This window comes from Streptomyces sp. URMC 126, from assembly GCF_051386555.1.
Taxonomy (GTDB): Bacteria; Actinomycetota; Actinomycetes; order Streptomycetales; family Streptomycetaceae; genus Streptomyces.
The window spans coordinates 1-21,983 of record NZ_JBPQTX010000006.1 but is presented as its reverse complement, the minus strand read 5'-3'; the positions used below and the strand labels follow the sequence as shown (position 1 = coordinate 21,983).

Genomic DNA, 21,983 nt, shown 5'->3' with positions numbered 1-21,983 from the left:
CTGAGCTAAGGAGGGGGCCGGCGTGTCGCTGCTGGAGAACATCCGCGGTCCGCGGGACCTGAAGGCACTGGGCGCGGAGGACCTGGACGAACTCGCGGAGGAGATCCGCCACTTCCTGGTGCACGCCGTGGCCAGGACGGGCGGCCACCTCGGCCCCAACCTCGGCGTGGTGGAGCTCACCATCGCCCTGCACCGCTCCTTCGACTCCCCGTCCGACCGCGTCCTCTGGGACACCGGACACCAGTCGTACGTCCACAAACTGCTCACCGGACGGCAGGACTTCTCCAAGCTCCGCAGCAAGGGCGGCCTCTCCGGCTACCCCTCCCGCGAGGAGTCCGAGCACGACGTCATCGAGAACAGCCACGCCTCCACCGTGCTGAGCTGGGCCGACGGCCTCGCCAAGGCCAACCAGGTACTCGGCCGCTGGAACCGGCACGTCGTCGCCGTCATCGGCGACGGCGCCCTCACCGGCGGCATGGCCTGGGAGGCGCTCAACAACATCGCCGCCGCCAAGGACCGCCCGCTGATCATCGTCGTCAACGACAACGAACGCAGCTACGCGCCCACCATCGGCGGCCTCGCCGACCACCTGGCCACCCTGCGCACCACGGACGGCTACGAGCGCTTCCTCGCGCGCGGCAAGGAGACCATCCAGGGCCTGCCCCTGATCGGCAAGCCCCTCTACGAGTCGCTGCACGGCGCGAAGAAGGGCTTCAAGGACGCCTTCGCCCCCCAGGGCATGTTCGAGGACCTCGGCCTGAAGTACCTCGGGCCGATAGACGGGCACGACATCGCCGCCGTCGAGTCGGCGCTGCGCCGCGCCAAGCGCTTCCACGGCCCGGTCCTGGTGCACGTCAGGACGGAGAAGGGCCGCGGTTACGGGCCCGCGCTGGAGGACGAGGCGGACCGCTTCCACACCGTCGGCGTGATGAACTCGCTCACCGGCGAGCCGCTCGCCCCCGCTTCCGGCACCTCGTGGACGTCGGTCTTCGGCGACGAGATGGTCCGCATCGGCGCCGAGCGGCCGGACGTGGTGGCGCTCACCGCCGCGATGCTCCACCCCGTGGGGCTGACGAAGTTCGCCGAGCGCTTCCCCGACCGCGTCTGGGACGTGGGCATCGCCGAGCAGCACGCGGCGACCTCGGCGGCCGGGCTGGCGACGGGCGGTCTGCACCCGGTGTTCGCCGTGTACGCCACCTTCCTCAACCGCGCCTTCGACCAGGTGCTGATGGACGTGGCCCTGCACCGGTGCGGCGTCACCTTCGTCCTCGACCGGGCGGGCGTCACCGGCACCGACGGGCCCTCGCACAACGGCATGTGGGACATGTCCGTCCTCCAGGTCGTCCCCGGCCTGCGGATCGCCGCCCCGCGCGACGCCGCACGGCTGCGGGCCCAGCTCCGCGAGGCCGTCGACGTCTCCGACGCCCCCACCGTCGTCCGCTTCCCCAAAGCGACCGTCGGCGCGGACATCCCGGCGGTGGAGCGCGTCGGCGGCATGGACGTCCTGCACCGCGCCGGGACGCCCGACGTGCTGCTCGTCGCCGTCGGCACCATGGCCGAGGTCGCGCTGGAGGCCGCCGACCTGCTGGCCGCCCGCGGCACCGGCTGCACCGTCGTCGACCCCTGCTGGGTCAAGCCGGTCGACCCGGAACTGCCCGCCCTCGCCGCCGGCCACCGGATGGTGGCAGTCCTGGAGGACAACAGCCGCGCCGGCGGCGTCGGCTGGGCCGTCGCCCAGGCGCTGCGCGACGCGGACGTGGACCTGCCCGTCGAGACCATCGGCATTCCGGAGCAGTTCCTGGCGCACGCCAAACGTTCCGAGGTGCTGGCCGACCTGGGCCTCACCCCCGCCGAGACCGCCGGCCGGATCAGCGCGGTCCTGGCCCGCAAGGAGGCCGGGGAGGGCCCGCTCCGGGCCGCCGCCCCGGCGCGTGAGGAGAACGCATGACCGTCGAACCCACCGAGGACGTGAAGGACGTCAAGCACGTCAAGGACACCGGGGACGCCAAGGGCTTCGACCTCGCCCGGCTGCTCGCCGAGCGCGGCGCCGAGCGGTACGAACTGCACGCCCGGCACCTCAACCACCAACTGCCGCGCATGCTGCACACCATCGGCTTCGACAAGGTGTACGAGCGGGCCGAGGGCGCCTACTTCTGGGACGCCGACGGCGACGACTACCTCGACATGCTCGCCGGCTTCGGCGTGATGGGCCTCGGCCGGCACCACCCCGTCGTCCGCAAGGCCCTGCACGACGTGCTGGACGCCTCCCTCGCCGACCTCACCCGCTTCGACTGCCCGCCGCTGCCCGGCCTGCTCGCCGAGAAGCTGCTCGCGCACGCCCCGCACCTGGACCGGGTGTTCTTCGGCAACAGCGGGACGGAGGCGGTCGAGACCGCCCTGAAGTTCGCCCGCTACGCCACGGGCAAACCGCGCGTCCTCTACTGCGCGCACGCCTTCCACGGCCTCACCACCGGCTCGCTCTCCGTCAACGGCGAGAGCGGCTTCCGCGACGGCTTCGCCCCGCTCCTCCCGGACACGGCGATCGAGCTGGGCGACCTGGACGCGCTGGAGCGGGAACTGCGCCGCGGCGACGTCGCCGCCTTCGTCGTCGAGCCGATCCAGGGCAAGGGCGTGCACATGCCCCCGCCCGGCTTCCTGCGCGCCGCCCGGGAACTGCTGCACCGGCACAAGGCGCTGCTCATCACCGACGAGGTGCAGACCGGGCTCGGGCGCACCGGGAAGTTCTTCGCCTACCAGCACGAGGACGGCGTCGAGCCCGACCTGGTGTGTGTCGCCAAGTCGCTGTCCGGCGGCTATGTCCCGGTCGGGGCCACCCTGGGCAAGGACTGGATCTTCAAGAAGGTCTACTCCTCCATGGACCGGGTCCTCGTCCACTCCGCCAGCTTCGGCTCCAACGCCCAGGCCATGGCCGCCGGCCTCGCCGTCCTCTCCGTCATGGAGGACGAACGCGTCGTCGAGAACGCCCGGGTCACCGGCGAGCTGCTGCGGTCGCGGCTGGCCGCCCTCGTCGACAAGTACGAGCTGCTGCACGACGTGCGGGGGCGGGGACTGATGATCGGCATCGAGTTCGGGCGGCCCAAGTCGCTCGCGCTGCGCGGGCGGTGGACGATGCTCCAGGCCGCGCGCAAGGGGCTGTTCGCGCAGATGGTGGTCGTGCCGCTGCTCCAGAAGCACCGCATTCTGACTCAGGTGTCGGGTGATCACCTGGAGGTCATCAAGCTGATTCCGCCGCTGATCATCGGCGAGCGGGAGGTGGACCGCTTCGTGACGGCGTTCACCGCGGTGATGGACGAGGCGCACGGGGGTGGGTCGTTGATGTGGGACTTCGGGCGGACGCTCGTGAAGCAGGCCGTGGTCAACCGATGAGGCCGTTCATGGCCGGAAACCCACTCCTCAAGCCGTTCGCGCGGGCCGTTGAATGCCCTGGCCACCACTGCCGACGCTTGGGAGACACCTCATGAGACGACTCCGCACCGCTGGTCTGGCCCTGCTCGGCGCGACGCTCGCCGCCTCCTTCGCGGCGAGCCCGGCCCAGGCGTCGCCGGGCGAGACCCGCACGGTGTGCGCCGACTCGATGACCCCGGAGGGCTGGGTCGACGTGAACTGGGGCACCAGTGCCTCGTGCCGCGTGATGAGCGGCTCCAACATCAAGATGATCAAGCAACTGGACGGCCTGCCCGTCGGCACCGAAGTCAACGCCTGCGCCTCCGCGCTCCCGCCGAAGGGCTGGACCAAGGTCCAGACCTACTACAGCGGGGGCTGCGTCGTCTTCGTCAACTCCTCCTTCACTCCCAACGCCTGGCTGCTGCGGAAGACTTCCTGACCGGAGGGTGCCGCGCGCCCGTCAGGCCGTGAGCAGGCGCTCCCGCAGCCGCTCCCGGTCCTCGGCGGAGAACCCCAGCCCGTCCGTCAGATACCGCTCGACCGAGCCCCACCGCTCGTCGATCGTCGCGAACGCCTCCGCCAGGTACTCCACGCGCGCCGCGAAGAGCGGGGAGAGCAGCTCCGCGACGTCCGCCGGCAAGGGGACCTCGCGGCGTACGGCGAACCGCCGGTGCGGGGCGCCGGAGAGCAGGTAGTCGGTCTCGACGGCGTCGCGGGGGACGCCGAGCGCGAGCAGCGTGACGGCGACGGCGAGCCCCGCGCGGTCCTTGCCGGCGGCACAGTGCATCAGGACGGGCACGTCCCCGTCGGCCAGCGCGCGCAGGACGCGGGCGTGTTCGGCGGTCCGGTGGGTGATGATCGACCGGTAGGAGGCGATCATCCGGGCGGCGGCCCGGCCCTCGGCGAGCAGGGCGCGCAGTTGCTCGGGGTCACCGTGGTGGACCATCCGCCAGAACTTGTCGCCGTCCGCCGCGTCGCTCATGGGGAGGTTGACGTAACGGACGCCGGGCAGGGGCACGTCCGGGCCCTGGCCGGCGATGTCGGCGGCGTTGCGGAAGTCGAAGACGGTGTGCAGGCCCAGCGAGCCGAGGAACGCCGTGTCCGCCTCGGTGGCCCGGGCCAGATGGCCGCTGCGGAAGAGGACGCCGGGCCGGACGCGCCGTCCGTCGGCGGCCGGCAGGCCGCCCAGGTCGCGGAAGTTGCGGACCCCCGAGAGCAGGGGCTCGGTGGCGGGGACGTGCGGCGTCTGGGTCACGGGCGCTCCTCCGGTCGTCGGCGGCGCCGGGCGTGGGTGCGCGGCGCCGGTCCGACCTTACGTCCGCCCTATTCCGGATGAGCCGACCCAATCGGGGTGGGATACATCACGGCACGTCAACCCCTGGTTACGGTGGCGTAGGTCACTCGTCAGCAGGAATGATGTGCTGACGTGGCAGACGATTCGAAATCATTGAGCAAGAGCGCGATCGGGTCGTACGCAGCCGTCGGGGACAGCTTCACCGAGGGCGTCGGCGACCCGGGTCCCGGCGACTCGTTCATCGGCTGGGCCGACCGACTGGCCGTACTCCTGGCCGACGAGCGGGAGGAGCACACCTTCCGGTACGCCAACCTGGCGGTGCGCGGCAGGCTCCTCGACCAGATCGTCGAGGAACAGGTGCCGCGGGCGAAGGAACTCGCGCCCGACCTGGTCACGTTCTGCGCGGGGGGCAATGACATCCTGCGGCCGGGCTCCGACCCGGACGACGTGGCCGAACGGTACGAGGCGGCGGTCGCCGACCTCCGGACCTCGGTCGGCACGGTGCTGGTGTGCACCGGCTTCGACACGCGGGACGTACCGGTGCTGAAGCACCTGCGGGGCAAGATCGCCACGTACACGGCGCACGTCCGCGCCATCGCCGACCGGCACGACTGCCCGGTGCTCGACCTCTGGTCGCTGCGCTCGGTGCAGGACCGGCGGGCCTGGAGCGACGACCGGCTGCACCTGTCGCCGGACGGGCACACCCGGGTGGCGCTGCGCGCGGCGCAGGTGCTGGGCCTGGCGGTGCCGGCCGATCCGGACCAGCCGTGGCCGGCGGAGGACCAGCGGACGCCCGCCGAGGTGCGGCGGGACAACATCCACTGGGCGCGGGAGCACCTGGTGCCGTGGATCGGGCGGCGGCTGCGCGGCGAGTCGTCGGGCGATCACGTGGAGCCCAAGCGGCCGGACCTGCTGCCGCTGTAGCGCGACGGCGGGCCGGATGGGCCGCATGGATCGTGCCCCGGTCCTTCCCCCGGTAGGGGAGGGGCCGGGGCACGATCCATAGGGATGCGGTCCTGGTGTGGGCGGACGGAGCCGTGGCGGGGGCGGGCGGTCCGCCTACGGACAGAGCCGTCGGTGCGGCAGGTCGGCCCAGACGATGCGGCCCCGCCCGGCGTCGTCCGGCCGGACGCCCCACGCCTGTGAGAGGGCGCCGACGAGCAGCAGTCCCCGTCCGCTCTCCTCGTCCGTTCCGCTGCAGCGCGCCCGGGGCTCGGTGGAGGCGCGGCCGTGGTCCGCGACCTCTATGCGCACCAGGGCCTCGCTCACCCGCAGGTGGCAGCTGACCTTGTCGCTGTCGGTGTGCCGCACCGCGTTGGTGAAGAGTTCCGACACCACCAACCGGGCGTCGTCGCAGGCGGTTTCGTCGATGCCCCACTCCCGCAACCGGGCGAGGACTCGTCTTCGCGCTTCCGCCACCGAGGCGTTGAGGGCCGGGAAATTGAACCCGTAGGCGTAGGCGGCCTGCGGGCGCCCGCCGAAGCAGCCGCCGCGGCGCCCCAGCAAAGGTGCGTCTTGGGAGGGGACCACTCCGCAACTATGTGCGATGCGAGACAGATGTGGCAAGCTTCAGTCTGTAAATTGCAGAATCGAAAGCGCAGCCTGTCGGCTTTGCGGACTGCGTGGCACACTGCTGGTCAGTGGGGGACAAGTCCCGCGCGGAGACGGTAGTTGGCACGGCAGGAGGAGGGGACAGTGGGGGACGCGCGGCCGGCAGGGGCACCGACCGTGCTGCGTGTCGTACTCGGCAAGCGGCTGCACGACCTGCGCGAGCGGGCCGGGCTCTCCTTCCAGGAGGCGGGCCGGGCGCTCGACGTCACGCACGCCACCATCCGCCGGATGGAGAAGGCCGAGGTCGGCCTGAAGGTCCCGTACGTGGAGAAGCTGCTGCGGATCTACGGCGTCGAGGATCCCGCCGAGGTCGAGGGCTTCCTCGCCCTCACCCGGGAGGCCAACCGGCCCGGCTGGTGGCACCGCTTCCGGGACGTGCTCCCCGAGTGGTTCAGCGCGTTCGTCAGCCTGGAGGGCGAGGCCAACGTCATCCGCGCCTACGAACCGCACTACGTCCCCGGGCTGTTGCAGACCGAGGCGTATGCCCGGGCGGTGCTCCGCGCCGGCCAGCCGCACGCGCCGGACGCCGAGATCGAGCGGGCCGTCACCGTCCGCCGCGAACGGCAGAACCTGCTCGTCCGCGAGAACGCGCCCCTGCTGTGGGTGGTGATGGACGAGACGGTGCTGCGCCGCCCGATCGGCGGCCCCGAGGTCATGCGGGCCCAGATCGACCGGCTCATCGAGGCCACGGCCATGCCGAACGTGAGGCTCCAGGTCATCCCGTACGCCGCCGGGCCGCATCCGGCGATGTACGGACCGTTCCACATCTTCCGGTTCCCCATCGAGGAGCTCCCGGACATCGCGTACGCGGAAAACCTCATCAGCGCTTCCTACTTCGACCAGCGCGAGGACGTCTCGGCCTTCCTGGAGGCACTGGACCGGATGTGCGCGCAGGCCGCGCCGGCACACACCACCAAGGCATTCCTGGGTGGCATTCGTAAGGAGATCTGAACCATGGATCGCATATACAACGGCATGCCCGCCACCGACCTCGGCACCGAGGGCTGGCGCAAGCCGTGGAGCGGCGGCAACGGGGGAAGCTGCGTCGAGGTCATGCGCCTGAGGGACGGCCGGGTCGCCCTGCGCCAGTCCACGGACCCGGAGGGGCCCGCGCTGATCTACACGCACAGCGAGATGGAGACCTTCATCAGGGGCGCCAAGGCCGGCGAGGCGGACTTCCTGCTCGCCGGAGCGGCGGAGGGGCCGCGGACGTGAGCGGCGGTGTGGGGGGCGCGGCCGTCGGCGTGCGCGGTAGGGCCGTCGGCGTGCGGGCCAGACCGCAGCGCTGTCTGTGAGCGACGGCAGGCGTCGGCGCCGGGAACGACAGGAGACGTCCCGCTCCGCCCGCGCCGAGCACCGGACGGGGGTCCGCACGACAGGGGCCCCGGTGCCGTCCGGTGCCGCGGCGCCCGTACGGTGAACCGCGGGTCACGGGGGTGCCGGCGGAGGCCGGCGGGTACGGCGGAGTGGGGCTCGAACCGGGCCCGCACGGGGCTCGAACAGGGGAAGTGGCACGGCCGTCGGCCGGTCCGGGACGGGGAGACCCGCCGGCGGGTCACCGGGCGGGCCGTCGTAACAGCCGAAAAGGGGTAGGGAACAGTGACGGAGCAGGGCACGGGCGGCAGCGGGGGATTCGCGGCCCAGGAGATCGACACCAGCAGGCCGCACCCGGCCCGGATGTACGACTACTACCTCGGCGGCTGGGACAACTACGAGGTCGACCGTGCGGCGGCGGAACGTTTCATCGCCGTCCTGCCGGACGTACGCTTCGCCGCCCGGGCCAACCGTGACTTCCTGCTGCGCGCGGTGCGCAAGGTCGTCGGAAGCGGCGTACGCCAGATCATCGACATCGGCACCGGCATCCCCACCTCCCCCAACACCCACGAAGTGGCACAGGAGGTCGACCCCGACGTCCGCGTCGTCTACGTCGACAACGACCCGATCGTGGCGACGCACGCCGGGGCCAAGCTGACGAACAACGGCAACGCGAGCTTCCTGCTGGCCGACGTGCGCGAGCCGGAGAAGATCCTCGCCCACCCGGAGCTGCGCCGCCTGATCGACTTCGACCAGCCGGTGGCCCTGCTGCTCGTCGCGATCCTGCACTTCATATCCGACGAGGAGGACGCGGCCGGGATCGTCGCCACCCTGACCGAGGCGCTGCCCGAAGGCAGCTGCCTCGTCCTCAGCCACGGCACCACCGATTTCCACAGCGAGGCCGCCCGGGTCGCCGAGGACGCCTACAAGAACGCGACCGCCTCGGTGACGCTCCGGACGTACGACGAGGTCGTGCCGTTCTTCGACGGCTTCGAGCTGATGGACCCCGGCGTCGTCCAGGTGCCGCTCTGGCACCCGGACGGCGAGCCGCCGACCCCGGCGGACCTGGCCCGGGTCGGGATCTACGGCGGGGTGGGGGTCAAGGGCGGCGGCCGGTGACGGGGGCGGCGCCCGGCGCCGGGACGTCGCAGCTGTCCTTGAAGCCCTGACTGGTCAGCCCCAGGGCCGTGTTGGTGCGGGAGCGGAGGTTCTCGACCGAGATCATCTGGGTCAGCTCGACGAGCCGGGCGTCGTCCAGCCGCCTCCGCAGCCGCTCCACCAGGGCGTCGTCCACGGTGGGCGGCGTCGCCGTCATCGCCTCGGCGTACTCCATCACGTCGCGCTCCAGCGGCGTGTAGACGTCGCTGTCCCGCCAGCGCGGCACGTCGCGCAGCTTCTCGAGCGGCATGCCGTGCCGCCGGTTCTCCCAGTAGCCGAAGTCCATGCACCACGAGCAGCCGATGGATGCCGCCGAGGCCATCACGGCCAGTGCCTTCAGCCCGGGGTCGAGCCGCTTCCAGCGGCCCACGGCCAGCTCGAAGAGGGACGTGGCCACCAGCACACCGCGGTGGTGGGCCATGGCCGGCAGCGGGTCGAGCACCTTGCCGTAGGCACGGCGGCTGTACCAGGCGACGAGGCGGGTCAGCGGGGTGGCGGGCGGGTTCAGGGGGATACGGGCCATGACGGGGACCGGTCCTCTCTCGGGTCGCCGGGACCGGAGGCGGGACGCTGAGCCGCCGCCGGTCCGCGGAATCGCTTGCGGGAGTGGGACGGGCGAGCCCGCGCGGATGTGACGGGTTCGGGGAAAAAAGACTTCCCCGACCGACCACCGTCTCCCTTGCCGACTTTCCGGGGCGGCCGCACCCCCCCGGCGCTCCCTTCTCGCCTCGCCTAGCCTGAACGTATGCGCGACGAGCTGTTTCCGAGAGCGTCGGCCGAGGTGGCGCCGGGAGCCGTGCACGTCCCCGGCTGGCTGGACGAGGCCGCCCAGCACCGGCTGCTCCGGGACTGCCGGAAGTGGGCGGAGCCGCCCGCGGGCCTGCGGACCGTCCGGATGCCGAACGGCGGCGAGATGTCCGTCCGCACGGTCTGCCTGGGCTGGCACTGGTACCCCTACGGGTACGCCCGGACGGTCGTCGACGGCGACGGCGCGCCCGTCAAGCCGTTCCCCCGCCGGCTCGGCGACCTGGCCCGGGACGCCGTGGCGCGCGCCTACGGAACGCCGCCCGGGCCCGAGCCGTACGACATCGCGCTGGTCAACTTCTACGAGGCGGGCGCTCGTATGGGCCTGCACCGCGACGGCGACGAGAAGTCCGACGCACCCGTCGTCTCGCTCAGCCTCGGCGACTCCTGCGTCTTCCGCTTCGGCAACACGGAGACCAGGACGCGCCCATGGACGGATGTGGAACTGCGCAGCGGCGATCTGTTCGTCTTCGGCGGGCCGTCCCGCTACGCGTACCACGGCGTGCCCCGGACGTTCCCGGGCACGGCGCCCGCCTGGCTCGGGCTGACCGGGCGGCTGAACATCACGCTGCGGGTCAGCGGGCTGTGACGCGCGGGCGGTGGGCGGTCTCGTCGAGGACTCCCCGCCGGGGCCCTGCTCCCACCCGGCTCGGGCTGTTACCGACGGTCGCTCCCCGATCGCCGTTCGCGCTCGGAAAAACGATCAAGGATGGCGCGGGCGGGGAGCGCCGTTCGATAATGAGACGGACCCTTCCCCCACGCCTGGAGGTGCCGTGACCGGCTTCCGCGTCCCCAGACTTCCCCTCGACGCGCTGCGCCCGGCCGCCTTCGGCGCCGATCCGTCGGGGGAGCGGATGGCCCGCATCCGGCGCTCGCCCCACTTCGCCGGCGGCGTCTTCGTCAACCCCCCGGGTCCGGAACGGACCCCGAGCACCCGCTCGATGCTGGCCTACCTGCCCACCTACTTCCGCAAGGAGGAGCGCGCCCTGCGCGCCCCCGCCCACCCGGTCCCCGTGCACCCGACGACCGTCGCCGATCTGGCCGGGCCCGTAGTGTCGGGGCTGCGGCTCACCTGGATGGGCCATTCCAGCGTGCTGGCCGAGATCGACGGCCACCGAGTGCTGTTCGACCCCGTCTGGTCCGAGCGCTGTTCGCCCTTCGCCTTCGCGGGCCCCCGCCGCCTGCACCCGGTGCCGATACCGCTCGCCGAGACCGGACGGGTGGACGCCGTGGTCATCTCCCACGACCACTACGATCACCTCGACATGCCCACCGTCCGCGCGCTGGCCCGGACGGGAACGGAGTTCGTCGTCCCGCTCGGCGTCGGGGCGCACCTGGAGCACTGGGGTATCCCGGCAGGGCAGATCACCGAACTCGACTGGCACGAGACCACCTTCGTCGGCGAGCTCACCCTCACCGCCACCCCCGCCCGTCACTTCTGCGGGCGCGCGCTGCGCAACACCCAGCACACCCTCTGGGCATCCTGGGTCGTCGCGGGCCCCAAGCACCGCGTCTTCCACAGCGGTGACACCGGCTACTTCCCGGGCTTCGCCGGGATCGGCGAGCGCTACGGCCCGTTCGACGCCACGATGATCCAGATCGGTGCGTACAGCGAGTTCTGGCCCGACATCCACATGGAACCGGAGGAGGGTCTCCGCGCCCACCTCGACCTCCAGGGCTCCGCCGCCGCCGAACGCGGCGTCCTCCTCCCCATCCACTGGGGCACCTTCAACCTCGCCCCCCACCCGTGGGACGAGCCCGCCGAACGCACCGTCACCGCCGCCCGCCGGGCCGGCGTCCGCTACGCGGTGCCCCGCCCCGGCCGGCCCTTCGAACCGGCGGCCGGGCTGGAGCCGGACGAGTGGTGGCGGGCCGTCGCGGCGGAATCCCCGCGGGACCGGGCCGTCGGCCGGACGCCCGCTTCGTCGGCGCGGCTCGACCTCGCGGCGGAACGGTGACGTCCGGCGGAGGGGCGGGCTCCCGGGGATGAGCGGCTTCGCGGTGCACCGGCGGCGGGTCCACGACGACCGGCTGCCGGCCGCGTACCGCCGCTGCGACCTGCGGTGCTGCCTGGTGGGCTTCGCGCCCTACGGCTTCCGGGCCACCTACCACCACCTCACCCTGAGCGCGCGGATCCCCCGGAACCCCGAGGACGACCCCGCGGCCCTGGTCCGCGCCGTCGAGGAACTGCACGCCGCCCGCGAGCTCTGGCTGGCCCACGTACGGGAGCGCGCGGCCGGCCGGCGGGCCGCCAAGGCGCGGGGACAGCGCCACGAGCCCGCCGACGCCGCCTGGCACGCCGCGCACGGCGGGGGCGCGCGGCGACGCGGCTGGAACGGCATCGCCTACTGCCCCGACCCCGTCGTCCACCCCACCGAGCCGCTGCCGGTGGTGATCCGGCGCGTGATCCGCTGGGCGCCGCCGCCCGACGGGACGAGCGCGGTCACCTGCCGGGCCTGCGGCGAGGGGAACCGGGGGTACGGGCCCGCGACCGACGGCGGACCGGCGCGGGCGGTGTGCGGGCGGTGCGGTGTCGAGGCGCTCTGAGGCTCCGCGGGCGCCGGGGCCGTCGATCTTTCGCGTCTTCCGCTGGACGGTGGAGAGGATCCGGCCTGGGTGATGCACGCACGCGACTCACGAGCGGCTCGACCAGCGCTCCGACACCCCCTGATCACCAGGGTCGCGATCAGCTGGCGAGTCGGTTGCGCAGGCGCGGGATGACCTCGGTGGCGAACCGCTCGATGTACGGTGACGGGCCGCCCGAGAGCGGGGCCGGCATCGGGTGGGCGACGACCACGGAGATCGGCAGGTCACCGAGGGCCCGTTCGAGCTGCTCGGCGATCATCGCGGGCGTGCCGTACAGGGCGAAGGCGTCGGCCACCTCGTCCGGCAGGAAGGAGACCACCCGGCCGGATTCCGTCAGGTCCGCGGCGTGATGGAAGTCCGGCCAGACCTTCGCTTTGAGTTCTTCGACGGGCGGACCGTTCCATGCGAAACCCGGAGGATCGAACAGCTGTGGTGAGTATTCGTAGTATCCGGCGGCCATGGAGCGGCTGATCAGAGAAGCCCGTTCGAGGTCGTCGTCCAGGACGGTGTGGAAGACGGCTCCGATCCTGACCCGGTCCGGTTCCCGGCCCGCTTCGCGGGCGCCTGTCCGTACCGCGTCGATGGCCGCGCGCAGGTTGGCCGGGTGGCGTCCCACCCTGATGAACACCCCGTCCGCCACCCGCCCGGCCATCCGCAGGGTGCGCGGCCCGCCGGCGGCGACCCAGACCGGAACCGGTGCGGCATGGGTCAGACGGGCCGGGCGCGCGGCGGCCGGAACCTGGACTTCCTCCCCGGACAGCAGCCCTTTGGCCAGAGTGACGGCTTCGGCGAGAGCGGCCACGGTCGCCGGGCGCCGGCCCACCAGCCGGACGGCCGTGTCCCCCGCGCCGTAGGTCAGCATGGTCCGGCCCGGAGCCAGACCCGCGATGGTGGCGATCGACGACGCGGTCACCGCGGGGTGGCGCATCACCGGGTTCACGATCAGCGGCCCGAGCCCGATGCGCCGCGTGCGCTCCGCGGCGAACGCCAGGTTCACATACGGATCACGCAGCAGCAGAGGGGTCGAGGGGATGAACGCGTAATCCCAGCCCAGACGTTCCGCTCGCGCCACATCATCGGCGAAGGCCGAGGGCGAGGTGAAGTCGAAGCGATTCACTCCGAACGCCGGCATCACCGTCATACGACTCCTCCGCCGCGAATTCCCGCCCGGTGCTTACGCCACCCCGGACAACCGACTCTGATCCACGCCACGTCGTCATCATCGTCCGAAACCTCACCCCACGCCGGGCCTCCAGCCTGCGGCCGACGCGGTTCACCCATCCGCCCCCACCCGCACTGGGTGCGAGCTGCGGCCGTGTGGGCCCCTTGATTCCGTCTCGGATCATGGGCCCACAGGACGTCGACTCGTCGGCGGGCGAGGGATATCAGGGTCTGCCGGAGCGGACGTCGCCGGCCGGTTTCCCGCGCGTCGCGGGGATCCGCCGACCCCGCGACGCGCCGGAGCGGCGGGGCGCGATGCGCCCCGCCTGGGCCGCGTGAGCCGACAGTGGCCGGCTGTACGGTGAGCGCATGCCGAGCCGACCCGTCTCCTGCCGATCCGGCCGCGCCCATCTCACCACCCCCGACGGCCGGCGGATCTCCTACCTCGACTTCGGCCCGGCCGCGGGCCGGCCCCTGCTCGCGCTGCACGGACACCTCGGCGAGGGCGCCGAGTTCGCGGAGCTCTCCGCCGCGCTCGGTGCCGACGGCTGGCGGGTGGTCGCGCCCGACCAGCGGGGGCACGGCGACTCCGACCGGGCGCGGCGGTACGACCGGGACGGCTACCTCGGCGACCTCCGGCTCCTCCTCGCCCACTTGGGCCTCGACCGCCACCCCCTCCCCGTCCTGGGGCACTCCCTCGGCGCTGTCAACGGCTACCACCTGGCCGCCGCGAGCGGGCCCCGCGTGGTCAGCGCCCTGGTGAACATCGACGGGCCCGCGGACCTCCCCGTCGTCACGCCCGCCCCGCTGTCCTTCCTGTCCGGCCTGCCGTACCACGCCCCGACGCGCGCCGAACTCCTGGCCGCGGCGGGCGCGTTGGCGCCGCTGCTGGAGAGCGGTCTACGGCCGTACGGCGACGGGTGGCGGCTCGGCTGCCACCCGGAGGACATGGTCGACTCGGACACCCGCCTGCTCGGCGACCACTGGAGCCGCTGGCTGGGTTCCGACTGCCCCGCGCTGCTCCTGCACGGAACGGCCAGTTCCGTGCTGCCCACCGCTCAGGCCCGCGAGATGGCCGCCCGGCGGCCGCGCACCACTCTCGTCGAGCTGGATACCGACCACTGGGTCCACCTGCGCGAGCCGGAGGAGTCGGCGGAGGCGGTCCTCCGCTTCCTGCGGGCGGTGTTCGGGCGCGGGTGAGACGGCCCCGCGCCCGTCAGGTCCGCCCCTCGCCCTGGTCGGGACCCGCCGCCGACGAGCGGCCCGCCGTGGCGCGCCGTCGCCCCGCCCCCGCCGACCGTAAGGTGGGCCGGGTGTGCGGTCGATACGCTGCCACCCGCAGCCCACAGGATCTGGTCGGACTGTTCCGGGTGACCTCCTGGGACCCGCGGGAGTCCCTCGCCCCGTCCTGGAACGTGGCGCCCACCGACGACGTGTGGGCGGTCCTGGACCACGCCGACCGGGAGACGGGGGAGATCGTCCGGCGACTGCGGCCGTTGCGGTGGGGGCTGGTGCCGTCCTGGGCGAAGAGCCCGTCGGACGGAGCGAAGATGATCAACGCCCGGGTGGAGACGGTGGCCGAGAAGCCGGCCTACCGCCGGGCGTTCGCCAAGCACCGCTGCCTGCTGCCCGCCGACGGCTTCTACGAGTGGGTCCCGGTCCCGGCCACCGAACGGGCGAAGGCGTACAAGCAGCCCTACTTCATCAGCCCGGCCGACGGGCAGGTCATGGCCATGGCCGGGATCTACGCGTTCTGGCGCGACCCCGCCGTCACCGAGGACGACGATCCCGCCGCGTGGGTGGCGTCGTGCAGTGTCATCACCACCGAGGCCACCGACGCCGCCGGACGGGTCCACCCCCGCATGCCCCTGGCCATCGCCCCCGACGACTGGGACACCTGGCTCGACCCCACGCACCGGGACCCCGCCGAGCTCCGCGCGCTGCCGACCGCCCCGGCCGCCGGCCGGCTCGACGCCCGCGCGGTGTCCACCGCCGTCAACAACGTCCGGGAGAACGGCCCCCACCTGCTCGACCCGGCCCCGGACCCTCCGGCGCCCGACGCCTGACCCTCCGGTTCACAGCCGGAGGAGCACCACTCCCACACTGAACCCGTCGGCCAGGCCGATGAGGGCGACGGTGTCGCCGGGGTCGAGGCGGTCGCTTGCCAGGGCGGTGGCCAGTCGCAGGGGGAGGAGCCGACGGCCGACTACTGGTGGCGGAACATCCGCGAACCGGTCCGCTTCGCCGAGGCGGCGGGACACGCCCTCGGCACGGAACCCGGCATCGTCGTGGAGATCGGCCCCCACCCCGTCCTCGCCCCCTACCTCCGCCGCACCGAGGCCACGTACGTGCCCACCCTGCGGCGCGGCGCCGACGGACGGACGGCGGCGCACGCGGCCGTCGCCGCGCCGCTCGCGGCGGGGGCCGACACGGACCGGACGGCGCGCTTTCCCCGCCCGGGCCGGGTGACCGACCGCCCTCCTACCCCTGGCAGCGGAAGAGCCTGTGGCACGGCCGGCCCGGCCGCTGGAACCGCAGCGCGGCGCCGGCCGCTTCGAACACCCCGTGCCCGGCGAGCGGCTGCCCGGCCCGCACCCCGCTCGGGAGAGCACGATCGAACCGCAGCTGGTCCCCTGGCTGGGGGACCGCCGCGTCGACGATGCCGTCGTCATGCCGGCGGCGGCCTACCTGGAGACGGCCCTTGCGGCGGGCCGCCGCGCCCTCGACACCACGGTGGAGGTACGTCACTTCGAGATCACCCAGCCCCTCACCGTGCCCTGGCCGGACCCCGGAGGCACCCGTAGGCACCCGGCTGCAGACCACCGTCGTCACGGACGGCGGCGCCCTCGCCGTCAGCGTCGGCCGGACCCGCGGCGGACCGTGCCACACCCTCGTCAGGGCCCAGGTGCGGGCCCTGCTCGGGCACCCCCCGGGCTTGGTCGCCGTGGACGGGGTGCGGGCCCGCTGTCCGCACTCCGTCCACGGCCGACGGCACTACGAGGGGAACGCCTCGGCCGGGCTCGCCTACGGCCCGGCGTTCCGCCTGCTGCGCGAGCGGCGAGTCGGCGAGGGCGAGGTCCTGGCCTCCTACGTCTGCGACCCGCCCGGCGACGCCGGCCACGAGCTGTGGTCGGCGGTGCCGGACGCCGCCTTGCAGGCGGGCGCGCCCCTGCTGCGCCGCCGCACGGGGGAGGATGACGGCCCTCCTGCCCCGCGCCCTCGAAGCCCTGCGCGTATGGCGCACGCCGGCACCCGCCGGGCTGATCCTGGCACGGCAGCGGGCCGCCTCCGCGGCCGAGGTCGCCTGGGACGTCACCTTCATGGACGCCGACGGCACGGTCGCCCTGGAGGCGGACCGCCTGCGGCTGCGCCGCATACCCTCCGGGGGCACCCCGCTTCTCCGTACAGCGAACGGTCCTGCGGGCCGCCCCGCGGCCGGGGGACCGGAGCGGTGCGGCGGCGGAACGGCAGCCCGACCCCGCCGGACTGGTCGCGGCGCCGGACGGCCGGATCGCGCAACCGCGGGCCGCCTGGCGGGAGTCCGGCCGCGCCGCCGTCGTCTCCTTCGACCCCGTCGACGAACCCGTCCCCGTCCCCGTCCACGCCGCCACGGCGACGGTGACGCCGGACGCCCGGGGTATCCACCTCGTCACCGGCGGCCTGAGCGGTTTCGGCGCCGCCACTGCCGAACTGGCTCGCCGGGCTGGGCGCCCGCCACCTCGCCCTGGTCGGCAGGCGCGGCCCCGAGGCACCGGAGTCCGCCGACCTCCTCGACCGGCTGAAATGCCGCGGTGTCACCGCGACCGCGTACGCCGCGGACGTCACCGACGAGGCCGCCATACGCCGAGTCCTCGACGCCGTGGACGCCACCGGACACCCGCTGCGCGGAGTCGTGCACAACGCCATGCGTCTCGACGACGCGCCGCTCACCGAGCTGAGCGAGCGACGAGCGCTTCGGCGCCGTCCTCGTCCCCGAGGCGGCCGGCGCCGCCGTCTCGCACCGCCTCACCGCCGACCGTGACCTCGGCCTCTTCCTGCTCTACTCCTCGCAGGCAGACCTGGTGCGCCGCGGGCAGCGGCTACCTGAAGGCCCTGGTGCGCGCCCGCCGGGCCGCCGGTCTCCCCGGAAGGGCCATCGCCTGGGGCGGCATCGCCGGAGCCGGCCACGTCGCCCGCCACGGCCTGGAGACCACCATCACGGCCCTCGGCCTCGGAATCGCCGGCCCCGAAACCCTCTTTCCCGTCGCCGAATCCCTCCTCGCCGGCCGCGTGGACGTTGCCGGTGCCGGCCGCTTCGACTGGGCCCGCGCCCGCCGGCTGCTGGCCGCCCTCGGCGCGTCCCGCTTCGCTCCGCTCACCGCCGGGCACGCCCTCGAAACGGACGACACCCGCGAGGACCTCCTGCGTTCCCTCCCCACCCTGACCGCCGACGAGGCGATCCGCACCATCACCGACGTCCTCAGCCGCCTGCCGGCCGGCGTCCCGCGCACCGACCCGGCCGAGCCGGCCGCGGACCGGCCGCTGACTGAGTTCGGCCTCGACTCCCTGACGGGGGCCGAACTCCTCGTCCGCACACGCGAGTACTTCGACGTCCGCGTCTCACCGGCCGAGCTCATGAGCGGCACCGGCACCCTGGCCCGCATCGCGTCCCTCATCCACCGGCGCCTGACGACTCCGGACGCCGCTCCGGACGCCGCTCCGGAGGCCGGCGACTCACCGGGGCGGTCGGCGCCGCTGCCGTCGTGAGCGGCGGTGCGGGCGGTGCCGGCTCCTGCCCGCACCGCCCGCCCGCCCGCGCGAGCCGACCGTGATCAGTGCCCCGGATCGCAGCAGGAATCCCGCCGCAGCAGCCGCCCGACCTCCAGCCACTCGCCGTGCGTCGAGCTGCCACGCCGGGCCGCCGGGGCCTTGTCGCCGCCGTAGGCGTCGAGCAATTGCCGCTGCTCGAACGGAATCCCGCCGCGGAGCACGGATTCCGTCCGCACCAGCGAATCGAAATCGGTGAAGGGGTCGCCGTCGACGATCGTCATGTCGGCGAGCTTCCCGTCCTCCAGGGTGCCGAGGTCCCGCTCGGCGCCGAAGACACGGGCCGGGATCACCGTCGCCGTCCGCAGCGCCTCGGCGGGGGAGAGGCCGTGGCGGTGCAGGGCGCGCAGACCCATGTGAAGGGAGAGGCCCACCGGGACCAGCGGCGCGTCGGTGCCGAGGGCGACCAGGCCGCCGCCGGAGAGGATCCGCCGGTAGACGTCCACCTCGGTACGGAGGGTGGCCAGCTGGTCGCCGGTGGGCCGCTCGGCGGCGGTCTTGCGGACCAGTTCCACGTCCCACGGCGGCATCAGCCGGGTCACCCGCGGGTCCTCGGCCAGGCCCGGCTGCTCGCCGAGCAGCGGGGTCGAGGTGAACATGGTCGCGATCATGTGGAAGTCGGTACGGGTGTAGATCTCCCGCACGTCCTCGTACGCCCGGCCGGTCGCCGACGTGGCGTGCCCGAACTCCAGGCGCTGCGTGGCCTGGAGATGGGTCGTAAGGTCCTGCCCGAGCTGGACGCCCGGGGTGCACAGGTGCGAACCGGTGCGCACCCCCAGCACCTCGTGGGCGTGCCGGGCCGCCTCCTCGATCACCCAGCCGGGCGCGCGGACGTACGTCTTCACGAAGTCCCAGTCGAGGGCCGAGGCCCGGGACAGCGACCGGCGCAGGCCCTCGCGGGTGCGGTGCGCCCGGCCCATGCTGTACGCGACCCGGGCGCCGTCCAGCAGCTCGCCGCAGGTCAGCAGGCGCGGCCCGGCGAGGTCGCCGGCGGCCACGGCCTCCCGGACGCGCGCCTGCTCGTAGGCGGCGCCGCCGAGCGAGACGGCCGTGGTGATCCCGTAGGCGAGCTGGAGGGCGGTCTGCCGGCCGCCGTAGGTGATCTGCCACGGGTGGGTGTGCGCGTCCCACAGGCCCGGCAGCACCGTACGCCGGGAGGCGTCCACCCGGCGCCGCGCGGCGCGCCTCGCCCGGTGCGGCTCGACGGAGCGCACCCGGCCGTCGCGGACCAGGATGTCGACGTCCTCCCGCACGGTGTTCCCGGTGCCGTCCCAGAACCGGCCGGCGTGCACGACCGTGTCGACGGGGGTCGGGCGGCGGTAGCTCAGGGAGACGGGGACGGTCCGCGTCCGGCCCCCGTCGACGTCGATCAGTCGCAGCCGTCCGGCCGACAGGTAGAGGATCCGGCGCGAGTCCGCCGACCAGGACGGGTGGTCGGCCGCCTCGTCGGTGAGCCGCCGGGGCGCGCCCGCCGGGGTGCCGTCGGGCTTCACCGGCAGCAGCCACAGCGCGGACTCGCTGATCACCGCCATGGAGCGGCCGTCCGGCGACCACACCGGGCCCGAGTCGTAGCGGTCGGCGACGGAGGCGTGCGGGGCCAGGGCGTGCAGCCGGGAGGAGCCGTCGGAGGTGTCGATGACGCGGATGAGGTTGTAGCCCTCGCGGAAGCGCTGGTTCAGCCGGTTGCGGTCGCAGTAGGCGACGTACCGGCCGTCGGGCGACCAGCTGGGCCGGCCGGGCAGCCCGCCGCCGCCCATCGGCGCGGCCAGGACGCGGTCGGTGCCGGCGGCGAGGTCGCGGACGAGGAGGTTGCCGGTGAGGTCGAGGCAGGCGAGCCGCTTGCCGTCGGGGGAGAGCGCGGGGCTCACCCGGCCGCCGCCGGCCAGCTCGGCCTCCTCTCCGGAGTCCAGGTCGTGCCGGCGGACGGCGAGCAGCCCGGAGCGGTCGTCGGCGTAGACCAGCGCCTTGCCGTCGGGCGTCCAGGACGGGCCGAGGAGGTAGCGGGTGGCGTCGGCGCGCACCACCCGGCGGGGCGCCGCGCCACCGTCGACGTCGGCGACCCAGAGCGCGTTGAGCGCGGCGAACGCGACCCGGCGGGCGTCCGGGGACAGCGCCGGCAGGTGCACCGCCCGCACCCGGCCCACGCCGCCGACCTCGACGTCGTACCGCTTGACGCGGTACCGCGGCCGGTCGACCGGCAGCTTCGCGGTGAACGGGACGGTGGCGACGGTCTCCGCCCTTGGTTCCCGGCCGCCTCCCGCGGGCGCCACGCGGACGACCCGGAACTGTCCCTCGACGGTCAGCAGCAGCTCGTCGCGCGAGATCCACCGCGGCGGCACCGGTTCCACGTCACCCTTGACGGGCACGGCGGCGCCGTCGACGACCAGGGTGCAGGACGCGGTGGGCGCGGCCGTCGTCCGCAGATAGGCCAGCCGCCCGCCCGGGCTCACGGCCGGCGTCATGACCTGCGCCTTCGCCGTCTCGGTGTGCTCGACGCGGACCGGACCCCGGCCGTCCGCAGGCACCGAGGCCACCGTCCGGGACACCAGGGCGTCCTTGGTCGCCTGGCCGCGGACGAACAGCAGCCGCTTGCCGTCCGGCGACCAGACCGGGTCGAAGTCCTCCCAGGCGCCGTCCTGCAGCGGCCCGTCCTGGCCCTTCAGCCCGGTGACCCGGGTCAGCGCGCCGGTCCGGACGTCCACCGTCCAGATCCGGTACGGGCTGCCGGCCACCGGGTCGCCCTCGCGCTCGGAGGCGAACGCGATCCGGGTGCCGTCGGGGGACCAGGCCGGGCCGCGGTCGTCCCAGGGCCCGTCGGTCAGCTGCCGGAGCGCGGTCCCGTCGGGGCGCAGCGTCCAGATGTGGAAGCCGCCGCCCCGGTACGCGCAGACGGCCAGCAGCCGGCCGTCCGGCGCGTGCACGGGCCGCGTCGGCTCCAGATCGGGCGGAGTGATCGCCACGGCGTCCCCGCCCGCCCGGGGGAGCGACCACAGGACGTTCTGCACCTCGGCCACCAGACGGTCACCGAAGAGCGACGCCGAGCCGTTGGTCGCGGCGGTGAACGACAGCACGGGCGACGACGACGCGGAAGCCGCCGCCGCACCCACGGAACCCGGCGCCGCCTCCACCGGCGCCGCGGCCTCCGCCGGCGCCGCGACCGCTCCGGCGACCCCGGCGACGGCGGCGGTACCCGCGGTGGCCTGGAGGAATCTGCGCCGGGAGAGGGGAGAGAGGCGGGTGCCCGAGGGGCCCTGGACGTCCAACTGTCCTCCTGGGGTGCGGGAGTTGCACGGGGCGCGAGAGGAAGATCTCGATCGGATCATCGTTCACGGTGCGGGGGGCCGGGTCAACACCCCAGAGGAGGGGACCGGCCCGCCACGGGCGGCCGGGACGCCACCGCGCTCCCGCCCCGTGATCTCGCCCTGGCCGCCTTACGCGTGTGCTCTCACCCTGGGCAGTCGCTCACAGCCCGTCGACCTTGAACGCGTCCTGCTCGATGAGCAGCTTGTCGATCCGCGCCTTGTCGACCCGATTGGTGATCTCGTCCACCTCCTGCCGGTCGCGCACGCACTTGGCCAGTGTGAACGCCGACGACACCACGAAGACCAGCCCCAGCGCCAGGAACCCCCGCTCCCACGCGCCCACCGGCAGCTTCACGATCCCGACCGTCAGGGCCACCAGGGACAGTCCGAAGGAGAGGGCGGCCTGGATGTAGAAGGCGGTGGTCGTCGGCCGCTGTATCGATGGAGTACTCATGCCCGGCAGCGTCGCGGACCGGCCCGCGGACCACATGAGTACCGCTACTCATCTCCACCCCTGCCCCGAAAACCCCGCTACCCAGACC

Annotated in this window: 21 protein-coding genes and 3 pseudogenes; 18 read left to right on the top strand and 6 right to left on the bottom strand. The window is 73.8% G+C overall.

Annotated elements, in window-relative coordinates:
- Positions 1-22 precede the first annotated feature (22 nt).
- From dxs to ACSNOK_RS01655, 3 genes are all read left to right on the top strand, one after another.
- A complete protein-coding gene (dxs, locus tag ACSNOK_RS01665; protein ID WP_436778704.1) occupies positions 23-1,948 on the top strand; it encodes a 1-deoxy-D-xylulose-5-phosphate synthase in 1,926 nt (641 codons plus the stop codon).
- The gene (locus ACSNOK_RS01660; protein ID WP_436778703.1) at positions 1,945-3,387 is read left to right on the top strand and encodes an aspartate aminotransferase family protein; all 1,443 of its coding nucleotides are present in this window, start codon (positions 1,945-1,947) and stop codon (positions 3,385-3,387) included. The genes dxs and ACSNOK_RS01660 overlap by 4 nt, the downstream gene beginning before the upstream one ends.
- A gap of 91 nt (positions 3,388-3,478) precedes the next feature.
- The gene (locus ACSNOK_RS01655) at positions 3,479-3,844 is read left to right on the top strand and encodes a hypothetical protein (protein WP_436778702.1); all 366 of its coding nucleotides are present in this window, start codon (positions 3,479-3,481) and stop codon (positions 3,842-3,844) included.
- A gap of 21 nt (positions 3,845-3,865) precedes the next feature.
- On the opposite strand, the gene ACSNOK_RS01650 is transcribed toward ACSNOK_RS01655, so the two are convergent.
- Positions 3,866-4,660, bottom strand: a complete 795-nt coding sequence (locus ACSNOK_RS01650; protein ID WP_436778701.1) for a tyrosine-protein phosphatase — start codon at positions 4,658-4,660, stop codon at positions 3,866-3,868.
- A 171-nt stretch (positions 4,661-4,831) separates the two neighbouring features.
- Between ACSNOK_RS01650 and ACSNOK_RS01645 the strand changes: the two genes are divergently transcribed.
- Positions 4,832-5,623, top strand: coding sequence for an SGNH/GDSL hydrolase family protein (locus ACSNOK_RS01645; RefSeq protein WP_436778700.1), 792 nt, complete (start codon positions 4,832-4,834; stop codon positions 5,621-5,623).
- 135 nt (positions 5,624-5,758) lie between these two features.
- Here the strand turns inward: ACSNOK_RS01645 and ACSNOK_RS01640 are convergent, their stop codons facing one another.
- Complete coding sequence (locus ACSNOK_RS01640; protein ID WP_436778699.1) at positions 5,759-6,229, bottom strand: ATP-binding protein; 471 nt, start codon at positions 6,227-6,229, stop codon at positions 5,759-5,761.
- 165 nt (positions 6,230-6,394) lie between these two features.
- Here ACSNOK_RS01640 and ACSNOK_RS01635 point away from each other — a divergent pair, with 165 nt between their 5' ends.
- From ACSNOK_RS01635 to ACSNOK_RS01625, 3 genes are all read left to right on the top strand, one after another.
- Positions 6,395-7,261 (top strand): helix-turn-helix domain-containing protein, encoded by an 867-nt coding sequence (locus tag ACSNOK_RS01635; RefSeq protein WP_436778698.1) that lies wholly within the window; start codon positions 6,395-6,397, stop codon positions 7,259-7,261.
- A 3-nt stretch (positions 7,262-7,264) separates the two neighbouring features.
- Positions 7,265-7,525, top strand: a complete 261-nt coding sequence (locus tag ACSNOK_RS01630; protein ID WP_004941345.1) for a DUF397 domain-containing protein — start codon at positions 7,265-7,267, stop codon at positions 7,523-7,525.
- Between the two features lie 384 nt (positions 7,526-7,909).
- Positions 7,910-8,743, top strand: a complete 834-nt coding sequence (locus ACSNOK_RS01625) for an SAM-dependent methyltransferase (protein WP_436778697.1) — start codon at positions 7,910-7,912, stop codon at positions 8,741-8,743.
- Here ACSNOK_RS01625 and ACSNOK_RS01620 read toward each other — a convergent pair.
- Positions 8,724-9,305 (bottom strand): carboxymuconolactone decarboxylase family protein, encoded by a 582-nt coding sequence (locus tag ACSNOK_RS01620; RefSeq protein WP_436778696.1) that lies wholly within the window; start codon positions 9,303-9,305, stop codon positions 8,724-8,726. The genes ACSNOK_RS01625 and ACSNOK_RS01620 overlap by 20 nt on opposite strands.
- A 222-nt stretch (positions 9,306-9,527) precedes the next feature.
- Here ACSNOK_RS01620 and ACSNOK_RS01615 point away from each other — a divergent pair, with 222 nt between their 5' ends.
- From ACSNOK_RS01615 to ACSNOK_RS01605, 3 genes are all read left to right on the top strand, one after another.
- Positions 9,528-10,175: an alpha-ketoglutarate-dependent dioxygenase AlkB family protein gene (locus ACSNOK_RS01615; protein WP_436778695.1), complete on the top strand. Its 648-nt coding sequence runs from the start codon at positions 9,528-9,530 to the stop codon at positions 10,173-10,175.
- Between the two features lie 184 nt (positions 10,176-10,359).
- Positions 10,360-11,544 carry an MBL fold metallo-hydrolase gene (locus tag ACSNOK_RS01610; RefSeq protein ID WP_436778694.1) on the top strand — a complete coding sequence of 395 codons (1,185 nt, stop codon included), beginning with the start codon at positions 10,360-10,362 and terminating at the stop codon, positions 11,542-11,544.
- A 28-nt stretch (positions 11,545-11,572) separates the two neighbouring features.
- The gene (locus ACSNOK_RS01605) at positions 11,573-12,133 is read left to right on the top strand and encodes a hypothetical protein (RefSeq protein ID WP_436778693.1); all 561 of its coding nucleotides are present in this window, start codon (positions 11,573-11,575) and stop codon (positions 12,131-12,133) included.
- 139 nt (positions 12,134-12,272) lie between these two features.
- Here the strand turns inward: ACSNOK_RS01605 and ACSNOK_RS01600 are convergent, their stop codons facing one another.
- Positions 12,273-13,313, bottom strand: a complete 1,041-nt coding sequence (locus tag ACSNOK_RS01600) for an LLM class flavin-dependent oxidoreductase (protein ID WP_436778692.1) — start codon at positions 13,311-13,313, stop codon at positions 12,273-12,275.
- 203 nt (positions 13,314-13,516) lie between these two features.
- Between ACSNOK_RS01600 and ACSNOK_RS01595 the strand changes: the two genes are divergently transcribed.
- The 8 genes and pseudogenes from ACSNOK_RS01595 (at position 13,517) to ACSNOK_RS01560 (ending at position 18,079) form a co-directional block, all read left to right on the top strand.
- Positions 13,517-13,672 carry a hypothetical protein gene (locus tag ACSNOK_RS01595; protein WP_436778691.1) on the top strand — a complete coding sequence of 52 codons (156 nt, stop codon included), beginning with the start codon at positions 13,517-13,519 and terminating at the stop codon, positions 13,670-13,672.
- A 30-nt stretch (positions 13,673-13,702) separates the two neighbouring features.
- Positions 13,703-14,533: an alpha/beta fold hydrolase gene (locus ACSNOK_RS01590; protein ID WP_436778690.1), complete on the top strand. Its 831-nt coding sequence runs from the start codon at positions 13,703-13,705 to the stop codon at positions 14,531-14,533.
- A gap of 113 nt (positions 14,534-14,646) precedes the next feature.
- Positions 14,647-15,399 carry an SOS response-associated peptidase gene (locus tag ACSNOK_RS01585; RefSeq protein ID WP_436778689.1) on the top strand — a complete coding sequence of 251 codons (753 nt, stop codon included), beginning with the start codon at positions 14,647-14,649 and terminating at the stop codon, positions 15,397-15,399.
- A 156-nt stretch (positions 15,400-15,555) separates the two neighbouring features.
- Positions 15,556-15,651 (top strand): annotated as a pseudogene (locus tag ACSNOK_RS01580) (hypothetical protein); the annotation flags it as partial.
- Positions 15,652-15,838: 187 nt separating this feature from the next.
- Positions 15,839-16,054: pseudogene (locus ACSNOK_RS01575) on the top strand (hypothetical protein); the annotation flags it as partial.
- Positions 15,993-17,115 (top strand): annotated as a pseudogene (locus tag ACSNOK_RS01570) (polyketide synthase dehydratase domain-containing protein). The pseudogenes ACSNOK_RS01575 and ACSNOK_RS01570, both read left to right, overlap by 62 nt.
- On the top strand, positions 17,016-17,354 hold the full coding sequence (locus ACSNOK_RS01565; protein ID WP_436778738.1) for a KR domain-containing protein: 339 nt from the start codon (positions 17,016-17,018) through the stop codon (positions 17,352-17,354). The pseudogene ACSNOK_RS01570 and the gene ACSNOK_RS01565 overlap by 100 nt, the downstream one beginning before the upstream one ends.
- On the top strand, positions 17,351-18,079 hold the full coding sequence (locus ACSNOK_RS01560; protein ID WP_436778688.1) for a beta-ketoacyl reductase: 729 nt from the start codon (positions 17,351-17,353) through the stop codon (positions 18,077-18,079). The genes ACSNOK_RS01565 and ACSNOK_RS01560 overlap by 4 nt, the downstream gene beginning before the upstream one ends.
- A gap of 65 nt (positions 18,080-18,144) precedes the next feature.
- On the opposite strand, the gene ACSNOK_RS01555 is transcribed toward ACSNOK_RS01560, so the two are convergent.
- Together ACSNOK_RS01555 and ACSNOK_RS01550 are read right to left on the bottom strand one after the other, a co-directional pair.
- Entirely contained in the window at positions 18,145-21,402 is a 3,258-nt protein-coding gene (locus ACSNOK_RS01555) for an amidohydrolase family protein (protein ID WP_436778687.1), read from the bottom strand.
- A 199-nt stretch (positions 21,403-21,601) separates the two neighbouring features.
- On the bottom strand, positions 21,602-21,895 hold the full coding sequence (locus ACSNOK_RS01550; RefSeq protein ID WP_436778686.1) for a YiaA/YiaB family inner membrane protein: 294 nt from the start codon (positions 21,893-21,895) through the stop codon (positions 21,602-21,604).
- Positions 21,896-21,983 lie beyond the last annotated feature (88 nt).

Bases quoted from the DNA above. Each gene is read 5' to 3' on its own strand.
- ACSNOK_RS01615 (WP_436778695.1), top strand. From the start codon at position 9,528: ATGCGCGACGAGCTGTTTCCGAGAGCGTCGGCCGAGGTGGCGCCGGGA.
- ACSNOK_RS01660 (WP_436778703.1), top strand. From the start codon at position 1,945: ATGACCGTCGAACCCACCGAGGACGTGAAGGACGTCAAGCACGTCAAG.
- ACSNOK_RS01605 (WP_436778693.1), top strand. From the start codon at position 11,573: ATGAGCGGCTTCGCGGTGCACCGGCGGCGGGTCCACGACGACCGGCTG.
- ACSNOK_RS01550 (WP_436778686.1), bottom strand. From the start codon at position 21,895: ATGAGTACTCCATCGATACAGCGGCCGACGACCACCGCCTTCTACATC.
- ACSNOK_RS01630 (WP_004941345.1), top strand. From the start codon at position 7,265: ATGGATCGCATATACAACGGCATGCCCGCCACCGACCTCGGCACCGAG.
- ACSNOK_RS01620 (WP_436778696.1), bottom strand. From the start codon at position 9,305: ATGGCCCGTATCCCCCTGAACCCGCCCGCCACCCCGCTGACCCGCCTC.
- ACSNOK_RS01595 (WP_436778691.1), top strand. From the start codon at position 13,517: ATGGGCCCACAGGACGTCGACTCGTCGGCGGGCGAGGGATATCAGGGT.
- ACSNOK_RS01590 (WP_436778690.1), top strand. From the start codon at position 13,703: ATGCCGAGCCGACCCGTCTCCTGCCGATCCGGCCGCGCCCATCTCACC.
- ACSNOK_RS01600 (WP_436778692.1), bottom strand. From the start codon at position 13,313: ATGACGGTGATGCCGGCGTTCGGAGTGAATCGCTTCGACTTCACCTCG.
- ACSNOK_RS01655 (WP_436778702.1), top strand. From the start codon at position 3,479: ATGAGACGACTCCGCACCGCTGGTCTGGCCCTGCTCGGCGCGACGCTC.